This window comes from Nitratireductor pacificus pht-3B, assembly GCF_000300335.1.
In the GTDB taxonomy this organism is placed as follows: Bacteria; Pseudomonadota; Alphaproteobacteria; order Rhizobiales; family Rhizobiaceae; genus Nitratireductor; species Nitratireductor pacificus.
Genome location: NZ_AMRM01000011.1, coordinates 88,532 through 102,415 on the forward strand (window position 1 = coordinate 88,532; position 13,884 = coordinate 102,415).

General features: G+C 67.4%; 8 protein-coding genes. 4 read left to right on the top strand and 4 right to left on the bottom strand.

Annotation, left to right across the window (positions count from 1 at the left end; genetic code table 11):
- Positions 1-47: 47 nt before the first annotated feature.
- Positions 48-281, bottom strand: a complete 234-nt coding sequence (locus tag NA2_RS21945; RefSeq protein WP_157188209.1) for a hypothetical protein — start codon at positions 279-281, stop codon at positions 48-50.
- A gap of 200 nt (positions 282-481) precedes the next feature.
- Between NA2_RS21945 and NA2_RS11425 the strand changes: the two genes are divergently transcribed.
- Positions 482-796, top strand: coding sequence for a hypothetical protein (locus NA2_RS11425; RefSeq protein WP_157188210.1), 315 nt, complete (start codon positions 482-484; stop codon positions 794-796).
- 237 nt (positions 797-1,033) lie between these two features.
- On the opposite strand, the gene NA2_RS11430 is transcribed toward NA2_RS11425, so the two are convergent.
- The gene (locus tag NA2_RS11430) at positions 1,034-1,975 is read right to left on the bottom strand and encodes an alpha/beta fold hydrolase (RefSeq protein ID WP_008597018.1); all 942 of its coding nucleotides are present in this window, start codon (positions 1,973-1,975) and stop codon (positions 1,034-1,036) included.
- 375 nt (positions 1,976-2,350) lie between these two features.
- On the opposite strand from NA2_RS11430, the gene NA2_RS11435 reads away from it, so the two are divergent.
- Both NA2_RS11435 and pbpC read left to right on the top strand, forming a co-directional pair.
- The gene (locus NA2_RS11435; protein ID WP_008597019.1) at positions 2,351-7,816 is read left to right on the top strand and encodes an alpha-2-macroglobulin family protein; all 5,466 of its coding nucleotides are present in this window, start codon (positions 2,351-2,353) and stop codon (positions 7,814-7,816) included.
- 223 nt (positions 7,817-8,039) lie between these two features.
- Positions 8,040-10,127, top strand: a complete 2,088-nt coding sequence (pbpC, locus tag NA2_RS11440) for a penicillin-binding protein 1C (RefSeq protein WP_008597021.1) — start codon at positions 8,040-8,042, stop codon at positions 10,125-10,127.
- Positions 10,128-10,139: 12 nt separating this feature from the next.
- Here the strand turns inward: pbpC and NA2_RS11445 are convergent, their stop codons facing one another.
- Both NA2_RS11445 and NA2_RS21270 read right to left on the bottom strand, forming a co-directional pair.
- A complete protein-coding gene (locus NA2_RS11445) occupies positions 10,140-11,063 on the bottom strand; it encodes a sugar kinase (protein WP_008597022.1) in 924 nt (307 codons plus the stop codon).
- Between the two features lie 172 nt (positions 11,064-11,235).
- On the bottom strand, positions 11,236-12,468 hold the full coding sequence (locus NA2_RS21270; protein WP_244423631.1) for a sugar transferase: 1,233 nt from the start codon (positions 12,466-12,468) through the stop codon (positions 11,236-11,238).
- 444 nt (positions 12,469-12,912) lie between these two features.
- Between NA2_RS21270 and NA2_RS11455 the strand changes: the two genes are divergently transcribed.
- Complete coding sequence (locus NA2_RS11455) at positions 12,913-13,818, top strand: DMT family transporter (RefSeq protein WP_008597025.1); 906 nt, start codon at positions 12,913-12,915, stop codon at positions 13,816-13,818.
- Positions 13,819-13,884 lie beyond the last annotated feature (66 nt).

Sequence of the window (13,884 nt, forward strand, 5' to 3'; positions counted from 1 at the left end):
CGGTTTTCGGTTGTTCCGATGCTCCATCAATGGATCCTGGTCGCGGATCATTCTCCGGTCAGGTGGATCGCCTGAACTCGAATGAGATTGGAAAAACAAAGAGATAAGACACGCATTGGTGAATTTTCGCCACTCGACAGGAGGGCCGGGCGCAATGGTGGCTGCCCGATCTCGGCTTGCAGGCCGTTCCCGATCCGCGCATGCCGCTTGTCGCGCGCATCAGGGCCGAAGATCACCCGGAGAAGCACGCCTGCCGCCGGTTCTTCGAACGGCGAACACATGCCGGCTCCCGAAGCCCGTCCAGCAGGGCGGCAGGTCAAGGCTGAGCCCTCCAGCAGCGGTGCCCAGTAGCACATCTGTGCGAATTTACTCCCGGACGGCAGCGCCACATTCTGACGGCACAGACGGGCCGTGATCCTTCTGAAATGCACCCCTTGTGGTCAGGTCCGCTGTCAGATCCATTTTCCGGGAGAACTTCCATATGAGACTTATTTCAGTTGCATGCTCAACGGCCCTGGCACTCGGCATCGGGATGGGCGCCGCCTCGGCTTTCCAGCTCAATTTCATCGGGAGCGGCAGCGACAGCCACCATGGCGTCCAGTGCAACAACGGAACCTATTTCGAAATGCGGCAGGTCGGCGTCTACAAGCAGTGGGGGGTCATTTCCGGCTCCACGGTCAACGTGCCGGACTGGAGGAAGTTCGATTCCTGCAGGGGCAATGTGCGTTCCGCGACCCATATCCGCAGCCCGGGCCAGGCGGCCGCCACCCTTTGCGCCTGCGCCGGCTCGAGCTGAGTGGATCGTCAACCCATCCGATCGAATCTGATACAAGGGGCGTCATCAGGTCCAAATGGTCGCCGGAGGCAGCAAGGCCCCCGGCGACTATCCGGCCGCCCTTCGCGGGCTGGCCGGTCTGCAGTATCGGGGATGCCGGGCGCCACCAGAGGTGGGGAGCTATGGCGCCGAGGTCGGTTTTCCTCGCTCTCCGGCCTTTTGCTCGGATGTGGGCAGCATCCGCCCCGACTGCAAACGCTATTCTCCCTTCACGGCCTCGGCCCAGCTCTTCATGCCGCTCTTTCCGTCGAGGAAGGGCAGCGCCGCCCGATACACTTCGGGCGCCATGAAGGTCTCGTAGTGGGTGAGGTCCGGCAGGATGGCGAGGCGGTTGCCTGCCATGTACTCGCGCTGCCAGCCGGCGTCCTTCAGGCCGCCGCCGAGCATCTGGTAGAAGGAGACGATGTGCTCCGGCCGGATCATGTCGCTGTCGCCGTAGACGAGCATCACCGGCATGGTGAGCTTCTTCACTGCGGCCGAGTAGTCGTAGGGGCTGCGCAGCAGCTCACCGACTTCGTCCAGAAGCTTCGGGAACTCGCCGGGCTCCGGCGCGACCGCCAGGTAGGACTGGTACATCGGTGTGTCCTTCATGGCCTCGGCGGCCGCACCGGAAAGCTGCGCCTGCTGGGGCAGCATTTCGGGGAAGAAGCCCTCGCGGGAATAGGGCATGGAGATGAGCACCAGCCGGCGGACGCGCTCCGGCGCCTGCGCGGCCATGTGGAGCCCGGTCCAGGCGCCGAACGAATAGCCCAGCACATCGACCTGGTCGTAGCCGAGCGCGTCGACCAGAACGGCCATGTCCGCGCCGATGTCGGCCATGTCGATCGACCGGTCGCCGAGCTGCGTGCGGCCATGGCCGTGCAGATCGACCGCGATCACCGTGCGGCTCTTCACCAGCATCGGGAGAATCGGCGCGTACATGTCGATCGAGCCAAGGCCGCCGTGGAGCAGCAGGAGCGGCTCGCCCTCGCCGTGGATCTCGTAATAGTAGTCCACGCCGTTGACCGACTGCCGGCCTGTCTTCGTGGCCCGGGAGTCGGACTGCATGGCCGGAGATGTGCTCTCCGCGCGAGCGGCATCGGGCGTTGCGGTGGTGATGACGGCAGCTGCAAGAATTGCGCAAAGCATGAACTTCAGCATCTCATTCTTCCTCTGTTGAGCGGTTTTGCCCGTGCGTGCCGGGTTGACCCGAGGACGCCCGGCGGAGCGGAGAATCGACAGGGCGGCAAGAAAATCTGGCTGGTCGGGCGATGATCCAAGGAGTGTTCGAGCAACGAGACACGGCGCCGGGCCGGGGCTGGCGGCCGGTCGATCCCGCTCTGAATGGACTTCCCGGGGACTGTGCAGCATTCCCCATGGGCAGTCGATTACCCTCCGGGTAAACTCCCGAAGGGCGATGGCGCCCGGTTTGTGAGCGGGACGAGAGCCGGGACGCGGTTTCGTTGCCTGTTGACACAGTTTTGCAAAACTGGGCCAATATCCGGGGACGGTATCGGCAGCTGCTGGAGGAATGCTATGCGTGCGGCACGCGGACTTTCCCTTTTTCTCGCCCTGTTTTTCGGCATCACGCTTTCCGCGGCGGCGCAGGATGCGCGGCGCATCGTGACGAGCGACAATGGCGACTATTTCGGCTTCGACCTGCGGACCGAACAGGACGTCTCGCTCGATCAGTGCAAGGCTGCCTGCCTGGGCGACGCGCAATGCCGGGCCTTCACCTACAACACGCGCGCCGAATGGTGCTTCCTCAAATCCGATTTCAACCGGCTCAACAGCTTCGACGACGCCGTTGCCGGCAAGGTGGTGACGGCGGGCGGCGGAGAGGACATCGGCGCGGCCCCGGAGCTGCGTTTCGTGCCGGAGCATGTGCTGCGGGAGGCGGAGCAGTATCGCGGCGAGGTGATGCGCGACGCGAATGCCGGCGAGGCCGGGTTCGTCTCGCTGGTGTCGGGCGCGGGGCAGGCGCTCGCCAGCGGAAACGCGCGCGGGGCGATGCACGACTATCAGGCGGCGATCGCCGTCGAGCCGGAGAACGCCGCCCTGTGGACCGGCTTGGCGCGCGCCGTGACGGCGATGCAGCTGACCGGCAATGAATCGATCTACGCGTTGCAGCGCGCAGGGACCGGCGCCGGGGTGATCGCCTACGATCTGTCGCGCAGCACCGAGGGGCGGGCCGACGCGCTGGCGGCGCTGGCCGGCGCGCTCGAGCGGCGTAACCTGTTCCGTCCGGCGCTCAGCGCCTACGAGGCGAGCCTGGCGCTGCAGCCGGCGCCGCAGGTGCAGGCTCTCTATGCGGACCTGAAGCGCCGCAAGGGCTTCCGCGTGCTCGACCACACGGTCGATTCCGACAGCGCCAGCCCGCGGGTCTGCGTGCAGTTCTCGGAAGATCTGGTGAAGAGCGGGATCGACTACGCCAAGTACATGACGGTCGAGAACCAGCGGTCCGTCGCCATCGATCAGGGCGACAAGGAGTTGTGCGTCGCCGGGCTGAAGCATGGCGAGCAGTACCGGATCGTCGTCCGGCAGGGGCTGCCGGCTGCCATCGGCGAGGTGATCGCCGAACCGGTTCCCCTGGAGATTTACGTTCGCGACCGCGCGCCATCGCTGCGCTTCACCGGTGACAATTTCGTCCTGCCGTCGAGCGCCCGGCGCGGCATTCCGTTCGTCTCGGTGAACGCGGCGAGCGCGAAGCTCGTGCTTTACCGGGTCGGCGATCGCGGTCTCGCCCGGCTTCTGACGGAATCGAAATTCCTGCGCCAGCTCGACGGCTACGAGGTCGACCAGGTGGCCGACGAGATGGGCGAACCGGTCTGGGAAGGCACAGTCGAGATCGCTTCCGAACTCAACAAGGACGTGGTGACCAGCATCCCGATCGACGAGGCCGTGCCCGAGCGCAGACCCGGCATCTACATGCTGACCGCCGTTCCCGAGGGCGACACCAGCGAGACCTGGAACAGCCGCGCGACGCAATGGTTCCTCGTCTCGGACATCGGGCTTTCCACCTTCACCGGCAATGACGGGCTTTCCGTCTTCGCCCGCTCGCTGGCCTCGGCGGCGCCCGCCGCCGGCCTGAAGCTGAAGCTGCTGGCGCGCAACAACGAGGTGCTCGGCGAGGCCGAGACCGATGCGGACGGCCGCGCGGTGTTTTCGCCGGGCCTGTCGCGCGGCACGGCCGGGCTGGCGCCCGCCGCGATCATCGCCGAGAACGGCGAAGACGACTTCGTCTTCCTGGACATGACGCGCGCCGGCTTCGACCTGTCGGACCGCGGCGTTACGGGCCGGCCTTCGCCCGGTCCGCTCGACGCGTTCGCCTGGACGGAACGCGGCATCTATCGGGCCGGCGAGACCGTCCATGCGTCGGCGCTGCTGCGCGATCCTTCCGCCGACGCGGTGGACGACCTGCCGCTGACCTTCATCTTCCGCCGTCCCGACGGCGTGGAAAGCCGGCGCATCGTTTCGCAGGGCGCGGATCTCGGCGGTCACGGCGTGGATCTGCCGCTGCCCGAAACCGCGATGCGCGGCACCTGGACGCTCAGCATCCACACGGATCCGAAGCAGACGGCGCTTTCGGAGAAGACGTTCCTGGTCGAGGATTTCGTGCCCGACCGGACCGAGTTCGACCTGACGAGCGCCGATGCGGAAATCCCCGTCGGCGGTGCGACGCAGGTGACCCTGGACGGGCGTTATCTCTACGGCGCTCCCGCGACCGGGATGACGCTCGAAGGGCAACTCACCATCGACACGACGCGCGCATGGGAAGCCTTCCCCGGCTATGTCTTCGGCCTGGAGGACGAGGAAGACGTGGACGCCAGCCGCACCGCGCTGACCGGTCTTCCCGAAACGGATGCGGATGGCCGGGCCGTGTTCGACATCTCCGTCGACAACGCGCCGTCCACCACCCAGCTGCTCACGGCGGAGGTCCGCGTGCAGATGCGCGAGGCCGGCGGCCGAGCGGTCGAGCGGGCAATCGACATCGGCATCGCGCCGCAGACGGAGATGATCGGCATCAGACCGGAATTCTCCGGCGGGCAGGTGCCCGAGGGCGGGACCGCGAATTTCCGCGTCATCGCCGTCGATCCCGACGGCAACCGCGTCGCCATGCCCGGCATCAAGTGGTCGCTCCTGAAGGTCGAGCGCCGCTATCAATGGTATCGGAACGAGGGGTCGTGGAACTACGAGCCGATCACCTCCACCAGCCTCGTGCAGGAAGGGACCGTCGCCGCGACGGCCGACAGCGAACCGCAGATCGGCGTTTCGGTCGACTGGGGCCGCTACCGGCTGGAGGTGGAAGGCCCCGAGGCCGACGGCCCGATCTCCAGCGTCGAGTTCACCTCGGGCTGGTATGTGGAAGCAAGCTCGACGGAGACGCCGGACGGGCTGGAAGTGGCGCTCGATCGCGAGGGCTATGCGGTGGGCGACACGGCGAAGCTCAAGATCGCGCCGCGCTTCGCGGGCGAAGTTCTGGTGACGGTGGGGGCGGAGAGCCTGCTGCAGACCTTCACGGCCAGCGTGCCGGAAGAGGGGACGACCCTCGACATTCCCGTGACGGAGGCCTTCGGCGCCGGAGCCTATGTCACGGCGACGCTCTACCGTCCGGGCGATGCGGCGGAGAACCGCCTGCCGATGCGCGCCATCGGCGTGCGCTGGCTGAAGGTCGATCCCGGGGCGCGCAAGCTCGCCCTTGATCTCGCCACCGCCGAGAAGGTCCGGCCCAGTGAAACCCTGACCATTCCGGTCTCGGTCGGCGGGCTGGCCGCCGGCGAGGAGGCCTATGTGACCGTTGCCGCGGTCGATGTCGGCATTCTCAACCTCACGCGCTACGAAGCGCCCGATCCGGATGGCTGGTATTTTGGCCAGCGCATGCTGGGTCTCGAAATGCGCGACATCTACGAGCGGCTGATCGACGGCTCGCTCGGCGCGGCGGGACGGCTGCGCACGGGCGGCGACGGCGGCGGCATGACCGCGACCGGCAGTCCGCCCACCGAAAAGCTGATCGCCTTCCACTCCGGGATCGTCCGCCTGGATGCAGAGGGCAAGGCGGACATCGCCTTCGAGATTCCGCAGTTCAACGGAACGGCGCGGGTGATGGCCGTCGCCTGGTCAAAGAGCGGCGTCGGCAGCGCCGCGAAGGACGTGATCATCCGCGATCCGGTGGTGCTGACGACCAGCCTTCCACGCTTCATGGCGCCCGGAGACGAGGCACGCCTGCTCCTCGAGGTGGCGAACACGGACGGTCCGGCCGGGGACTACGCCCTGACCGTCACCACCGAGGGCGCGGTCGGCGCGGACCTCAGGTCCGTGCCGTCGAGCCTGACGCTCGCCGCCGGCGGCAAGACGAGCCTGTCGCTGCCGCTCTCGGCGCAGGATGCCGGCCCGGCCGGCATCACCGTCGCGCTCAGCCACCCCTCCGGGCTGGCGGTCGAAAAGACGGTCGGCCTGCAGGTGCGGCCCGGCGTGATGCCGGTCGCCAGCAGGCGCGTGGTGGCGCTCGCCGCCAATGGCGGCAGCCTGACGCTGGACGGGGAACTCCTGGCGGACAGTTTTGCCGACGGCGCCTCGGTGTCGGTCAGCGTGTCGCGCGCCGAGGCGTTCGACATTCCGGCGCTGCTGATGTCGCTCGACCGCTATCCCTATGGCTGCGCCGAGCAGACCACCAGCCGCGCCCTGCCGCTGCTTTATGTCAGCGAACTGTCGAAGGCCGCGGGGCTGGAGGACGATCCGGCGATCAAGGAACGCATCGAGGACGCGATCAGGCGCGTGCTGTCCTACCAGTCCTCGTCCGGCAGCTTCGGGATGTGGGGACCGGGATCTGGCGATTTGTGGCTCGACGCCTATGTGACGGATTTCCTGACCCGGGCGCGTGAGCAGGGCTTCCCGGTCGCCGAACAGGCGATGGCGCAGGCGCTGCAGAACCTGCAGAACTCACTTGCCTACGACACGGATGTCCAGTCGCGCGGCGGCGAGATCGCCTACGCGCTTTACGTGATGGCGCGCAACCGCAAGGCTTCGGCAGGCGACCTGCGCTACTATCTCGACACAAGGCTGGACGACTTCGCGACACCGCTGGCCCGCGCGCAGCTCGCCGCCGGCGTGGCGCTCTATGGTGATGCGCAGCGCGCGGAAACCGGTTTCGCCTCGGCCTTCCGGCTGGCGCAGGCGGGACGCGGCGGCTACTCGGCGCGCTCGGACTACGGCTCGCGCCTGCGTGACGGTGCCGCGCTCCTGGCGCTGGCTGCCGAAAGCCGGCCGGAACCGGCGCTGGTCCCGCAGATGATCGGGCTCGTCTCCGACATGCGCGGTGCGACGCGCTATATGAGCACGCAGGACGAAGCGTGGATGCTGCTCGCCGCACGGGCGCTGAGCCAGTCGAGCGACGACATCGCGCTGATCGTCGATGGAACGGCGCATTCGGGGGCGTTCTCGCGGCGGATGTCGGGCGCGGAGGTCTCCTCCACGCCGCTGACCCTCGCCAATCGCGGGACTGACCCGGTCAACGCGGTGATCACGACGGTGGCCGCGCCGCAGCAGCCGCTGCCGGCAGGCGGCGAGGGGTTCACCATCGCGCGCACCTACTACCGCCTCGACGGGACGGAGATGAACGTGTCCGAGGCGCGGCAGAACGAGCGCTACGTGGTGGTGCTGAATGTCACGGAGGCCAATGCATGGCCGTCGCGGATCCTCGTCTCCGATCTGCTGCCCGCCGGCTTCGAGATCGACAATCCCCGGCTGGTCGGCAGCGCCGACCTGGCGAACTTCGAATGGCTGGGCGAGACGAGCGCCGTCCACACGGAATTCCGCGACGACCGGTTCATCGCCGCCTTCGACCGCAACGGCGGCAGCGAGCGTGATTTCCGCCTCGCCTATGTGGTTCGGGCGGTGACGCCCGGCGTGTACACGCATCCGGCGGCGAGCGTCGAGGACATGTACCGGCCGCAGCTTTCGGCACGCACTGCGACCGGGTTTATGGAGGTGCTCGGGCAGTAGTAGGAGCAGGTTGGATGCTGGCGCTCATCGATACCCCCCTCTGGCCTGCTGGCCATCTCCCTCTCAAGGGGGGAGATTGGACTTCATCGATGGTTTCGCCGATCTTCGACCTGACCGGATGGGCTAGATGCGCAGGACCGCTGCTCTCCCCCTTTGAGGGGGAGATGGCCGGCAGGCCAGAGGGGGGTGACGCCGCGCACCCGCCCGAACACGGCACGCCCCCATGATCCGCCGCCCGCCCCTGCGCCTGCTCGCCATCGCCGGTGTCGCCCTGCTGGCGATCGTGGTGATCGGCGGTGTCGCGCTCGACCGTCTCGACCGGGCCTATCCGCCGCCGCTCGCCGAGGCGTCCCTTTCGCCGGAGGTGGTGGATCGCGACGGCGCGCTGCTGCGTGTCTATGCGGCGGCGGACGACCGCTGGCGCCTGCCCCCCGACCTCGACACGCTCGACCCGCAGTTTCTCGCCATGCTCGTCGCCTATGAGGACAAGCGCTTCTGGTCGCATGCGGGCGTCGATGTGCGGGCGCTCGGCAGGGCGGCGCTGCAGCTTGTGCTGAACGGCCGCATCGTCTCCGGCGCCTCGACGCTCTCCATGCAGCTCGCCCGCCTGATCGAGCCGCGCGAGGAGCGCAGCCTCGGCGCGAAGCTGCGGCAGATGGCGCGTGCCGTTCAGATCGAGCGGCGGCTGACCAAGCGCGCGATCCTCGAGCGCTACCTGACCTTGGCGCCCTATGGCGGCAATCTGGAGGGCGTGCGGGCAGCGAGCCTTGCCTGGTTCGGCAAGGAGCCGCACAAGCTCGGGCTGGCCGAGGCGGCGCTGCTGGTCGCCCTGCCGCAATCGCCGGAGGCGCGGCGGCCCGACCGGCACCCGCAGACCGCGCGGAGGGCGCGCGACCGCGTGCTTGCCCGTATGGCCGGCGCCGGGGTGATTGCGGCCGGCGAGGTGGAGCGGGCATCGCTGGCTCCTGTCGCGGCACGACGCCTGCCCATGCCTGCCTACGCGGCGCATCTCGCCGACGCCGTTCGCCGCGACAGGCCCGGCGAGCGCCGGCACCAGCTTCTGATCAGCCGCAGCGCCCAGGCCGGCCTCGAGGCCGTCGCGGCCGAGGGCGCGCGGCGTCTCGGGCCGCGCGTCTCGGTGGCGATGATCCTGACAGATGCGCAGACCGGCGCCGTGCTCGCGCGCGTCGGGTCGGCCGGCTATTTCGATGCGCGGCGGGCCGGCTGGATCGACATGAGCGTTGCCCAGCGTTCCCCCGGCTCGACGCTAAAGCCCTTCATCTTCGGCCTCGCCTTCGAGGAAGGGCTGATCATGCAGGAAACCATGATGGAGGACCGGCCAGGGAATTTTTCCGGTTACCGGCCGCGCAATTTCGATCTCGACTATCAGGGCGACGTGACGGCGCGAACGGCCCTGCAGATGTCGCTCAACGTGCCGGCGATCCGCCTGCTGGACGCGGTCGGCCCGGTGCGGCTCGTCTCCCGCATGCGGCACGCCGGCGCAGCGCCGCTGCTGCCGCCGGGCGAGACGCCCGGCCTCGCCATCGGGCTTGGCGGCGCCGGAATGACGCTGGAAGGGCTGGTGCGGCTCTATGGCGGGCTGGCGAATGGCGGCCGGGTGCGCCCGCTGCGGGTGCTGGCCGACAGCGACGTCGCGCCCGACCCTGCATCGGTGCTGACGCCGCAGGCAGCCTGGCAGATCGCCGACATCCTGTCGGGCGTCGCGCCGCCGCAGGGCGCGCCACGGCTGGGCATCGCCTACAAGACCGGAACGTCCTATGGCTACCGCGACGCCTGGGCCGTGGGTTATGACGGCCGTCATGTGCTCGGCGTGTGGGCCGGGCGGCCGGATGGCGGTTCCGTGCCGGGCCTGACCGGCTATCTCGCCGCCGCGCCGATCCTGTTCGAAGCGTTCTCCCGCTCCGGCCTGGGCACCACACCCCTGCCGCGCGCGCCGGCCGGCGCCGTGCGGCTCGCCGCCTCCGAACTGCCGTTCCCGCTCCGCCGTTTCTCCGGGTCGGGGAATATCCGGGCGGCGGGCGCGCCGAGCGAACCGGCTCCGGAAATCGTCTTCCCGCCGCCGGGCGCGCGGATCGACGTCGGGTTCGCGGGAGGGGAGGGCGCGATGCCTCTGGCGCTGAAGATCAATGGCGGCCGTGCGCCGTTCCGCTGGCTTGCCAACGGCGCGCCGGTTCCGGCCGCGTCACGCCGCCGGACGGCGTCCTGGATGCCGGACAGCAGCGGGGCCTCGACGCTGACCGTCATCGACGCCGCGGGGCGGACGGCCAGCGTGCAGGTCTTCCTCGAATAGAGTGTTTTGCGGTCAGGCGGCGGTTTTGAGCGCCTCGAGCACGCGTTCGCGGACGGGCATCGGCTTGACCGCGCCATAGCCGCAGGTGGACAGGGCGGCCGCGGCATTGGCATAGCGCGCCGCCTCGAAAGGGTCGCCATGGCGATTGAGCTCGGCCAGGAAGTTGCCGTCGAACGTGTCGCCCGCGCCGGTTGCGTCCACCGCATCGACGACGATGCCGGGGACGCGGCGGCGCTCGCTGGCCGTGGCGACGAGGCAGCCCGCCTTGCCCAGCGTCAGCGCGACGATGCCGGCGCCAAGACCCAGATAGTGATCGGCGATGGCGTCGGGGTCGCTGATCCCGATGAGCTGCTCGGCGTCCTCGAGGCCGGGCAGCGCGATGTCGGCCTTGCGCATCGCGGCGTCCGTCAGGGCGCGGGCGCGATCAAGTGGCCACAGCTTGAGGCGCAGATTGGTGTCGAACGAAACCTTCGTGCCGGCGGCGCGTGCAATCTCGATTGCCGCCAGGGCGGCATCGCAGGCCTCCGGGCTGATCGCCATGGAGATGCCGGAAAGATGCAGGATGTCCGCCCGTTCGATCATGCCACGCGGCAGGTCTTCGGGACGCACGCGGCTCGCGGCCGATCCCTTGCGCAGATAGGAGAAGACGTGGCCGCTCTCGCCATGGCTGACGAAGTAGACGCCTGTATGCGCGTCGTCCCGGCGGATGACGGTTGAGGCATCGACGCCGTTCTCCGCCCAGAGCTGCATGAAACTGTCGCCGAACGCGTCGGCGCCGAGCGCGGTGAAGAAGCCGACCGAGGCGCCTGCGCGCGCTGCGGCGATGGCCGCGTTGGAGGTGTCTCCGCCATGGCCGAATAGATAACGTCCGGTATCGTCGGTCTGGTTGAACTCGACCATCGGTTCGCCCATGCAGATGATCTTCGGATCGCTCATGGCTCTCTGTCTCTCCCTCGCTCGGCCGTTCCCGGCGGACCTTCTTTAGACCAGTTCGCCAGCTCATGGAAACGCCGAACCGCTCTGTCTTCCCGTTTCGCGTTTACGAGGACGCCGGGCCTGAGCCGATGATGAACATCCGTCGAGAAAGCTTGTCCGGGCAGGATAGCCGTCAGCGCGCGCCGCGGCCGAAGAGGACCGTGCTGATGGTCGAGATCACGATGAGGATGTCCAGATCGACCGACAGGTGCTTGATGTAGTAGAGATCGTAGGAGAGCTTGTCGATCTCCTCCTTGGTCGTCTCCGCATAGCCGGAATTGACCTGCGCCCAGCCGGTGATGCCGGGCAGGACCAGCGAGCGGTGGATGAATTTTGGCTCGGCTGCCTCGCTCTCCTGTGCCACGTACTCGGCCACGGGCCGCGGTCCGATCAGGCTCATCTCACCGCGCCAGATGTTGAGCAATTGCGGCAGCTCGTCGAGGCGGAGCCGGCGCAGGAACCCGCATCCCTTTATGATCCGGCTGTCCCTCGCGCGGGTCGCGCCGCCGTCCTGACCCTGGTACATGGTGCGGAACTTCAGCATGCTGAACGGCCGCCCGCCATAGCCGCGCCTTGTCTGGATGAAGATGGCTGGCCCGCCGTCGAGCGCGCGGATATAGAGCCAGATCAGGATCCCCAGGGGCGCGGTGATCGGAGCGGAGATCAGCACGGCGATGACGTCGAGTGCGCGCTTGGCCTTCGAATAGTAGATCTGGCTGGGGCTGTAGGCGAGGTGCGACACGTCGAAGGCGTCGACGTCCACGCGTCCCTGCCGCAGCTCGAGAAAGCTGATCCACGGGGTGACCTCGGCGCCGATCATGTGCGCGCGCGTCAGGAAAACCGCCCATTCGGGGTGATGGTGGGTTTCCGCATCGATGAGAACGCGGTCGAAGCCGCTCAGATCGGCGTTCTGGTCACGGATGATGGCGACCTTGCCGCCGAGCAGCGCGCTGACCCTGTGCGCGTCCGGGAAGGCGAGGAGCGCGATGCGGTCCTGCAGCGAGCGCCTCAGCTTCAGATTGGCGGCGATCATGACCACCGTGACGACGGGATAGGCGCAGAGCAGGCCCGTGTAACTGACCGGGATCCGGGCGGCCGAGAGCACCGCCACCGCGGCATTGAAGAAGATGAGCGTGACGAAGACGGCGATGGTGAACGGATACTCCTGCCGGCGCAGGCCCAGAAGCGCGATGGCGATCATCAGGGGCAGGATGAAGAGTACGGCGCAGACGATGAGCAGATTGTCCCAGTCCTGCCGATGCGCATTGAGGATGAACGCCGCATAGACCAGGCATTGCAGGACGCCGGCCACCAGGATTTCCGGCAGCATCCGCGTCAGATAGGACAGGGATCTGTAGCGGCGCACGGATGCGCCATGACCGAGTATGGTGCTCAGATCGGGCGAGGGTTCACTTCTTGGGCGCGCGGAAGCGGGTTTGACGCCATGCTTTCTTGGTGAAGGGCTTTTCTCGCCCTGGTCCCTGGAGGAGCTGGAAACGTTCTTCAATGCAAAGGTCGTCCCGCGAATGACAGCCGGTATCGTTTTGTTTCAGGTTGTAACAATATTTTGCGCAACCTTCGGTTATGCTCTGTACAGACTGATTGGCCTTCCGGCAACTACTCAATTCGAACCCTGCGAACAAGCCTCGTTTGGGACCCTCCGCCGACAGGGTTAGGATAGTCTTGCACCGTTCCGCGGGTTTCGTCACGGATGCGGGAAACGCGGGAGCAAATTGCGCTGCCTGGCATTTACGATTCGCCCGCCAGGCACTACCAAGCGGGTTCCCGATCCCGTCTCGTTCGGTTACCCATGTATCGCAAGGCCTATCTCTTCCTCTGTCTCACGACCCTGTTCTGGGGCGGCAATGCCGTGGCCAGCCGGCTCGCTGTGGGGCATATCTCGCCGCTGCTGCTGACAACGATGCGGTGGGTCATCGGCGTGTCCCTTCTGTATGTCTTCGCCCACGGGCACTTGAGGCGCGACTGGCCGGCGATACGGCGCAAGCTGCCGCTGCTGATGGCGCTCGGAGGGCTGGGCTTCACCGGCTTCAACGCCGTTTTCTACAGCGCGGCGCAGTTCACATCCGCCGTCAATCTCTCCATCGAGCAGGGCGCCATCCCGATGGTGATCTTCCTGGCCAACTTCATCCTGTTCCGCATGCGGGTGACGGTCCTGCAGATCGCCGGCTTCGTGCTGTCGCTGGTCGGCGTGGCGCTGGTCGCCAGCCATGGCGATTTCTCGCGCCTTCTGGAGCTGGACGTGAATTTCGGCGACGCGATGATGCTGGTCGCGGTGGTGCTTTATGCCGGTTACTCGGTCGGTCTGAAGGTCAAGCCCGACATCCACTGGCTGAGCCTGATGTTCATCCTTTCGCTGTTCGCGCTCATCGCTTCCCTGCCGCTGCTCGCCTGGGAGGCTGCGACCGACCGCATGATCGTTCCCGACCTGCAGGGCTGGCTGGTGCTGCTCTATGCGGCGATCTTTCCCTCGGTCCTGGCGCAGACCCTGTTCATTCGCGGCAACGAACTGATCGGCGGCAATCGCGCTGGGCTGTTCATCAATCTGGTGCCGATCTTCGGCACGCTGCTGTCCATCGTGATCCTCGGCGAGGACTTCTTCCTCTATCACGCCTTTGCCCTGATCATGGTGATGGGCGGGATCTGGCTGGCCGAGCAGAGCGGCCGCAAGATGGCGCTGCAAGAGACGGGCCTCTGATCAATCCCTGATGGAAAAAGCCCTCCCCGACCGGGCGGTCGAGGAGGGCTGGAGGCAAGCACCCGC

Excerpts from the sequence above, each read along its gene's own strand:
- NA2_RS11435 (WP_008597019.1), top strand. The coding sequence starts at position 2,351 with ATGCGTGCGGCACGCGGACTTTCCCTTTTTCTCGCCCTGTTTTTCGGC.
- NA2_RS11430 (WP_008597018.1), bottom strand. The coding sequence starts at position 1,975 with ATGCTGAAGTTCATGCTTTGCGCAATTCTTGCAGCTGCCGTCATCACC.
- NA2_RS21945 (WP_157188209.1), bottom strand. The coding sequence starts at position 281 with ATGTGTTCGCCGTTCGAAGAACCGGCGGCAGGCGTGCTTCTCCGGGTG.
- NA2_RS11425 (WP_157188210.1), top strand. The coding sequence starts at position 482 with ATGAGACTTATTTCAGTTGCATGCTCAACGGCCCTGGCACTCGGCATC.
- NA2_RS11445 (WP_008597022.1), bottom strand. The coding sequence starts at position 11,063 with ATGAGCGATCCGAAGATCATCTGCATGGGCGAACCGATGGTCGAGTTC.
- pbpC (WP_008597021.1), top strand. The coding sequence starts at position 8,040 with ATGATCCGCCGCCCGCCCCTGCGCCTGCTCGCCATCGCCGGTGTCGCC.
- NA2_RS11455 (WP_008597025.1), top strand. The coding sequence starts at position 12,913 with ATGTATCGCAAGGCCTATCTCTTCCTCTGTCTCACGACCCTGTTCTGG.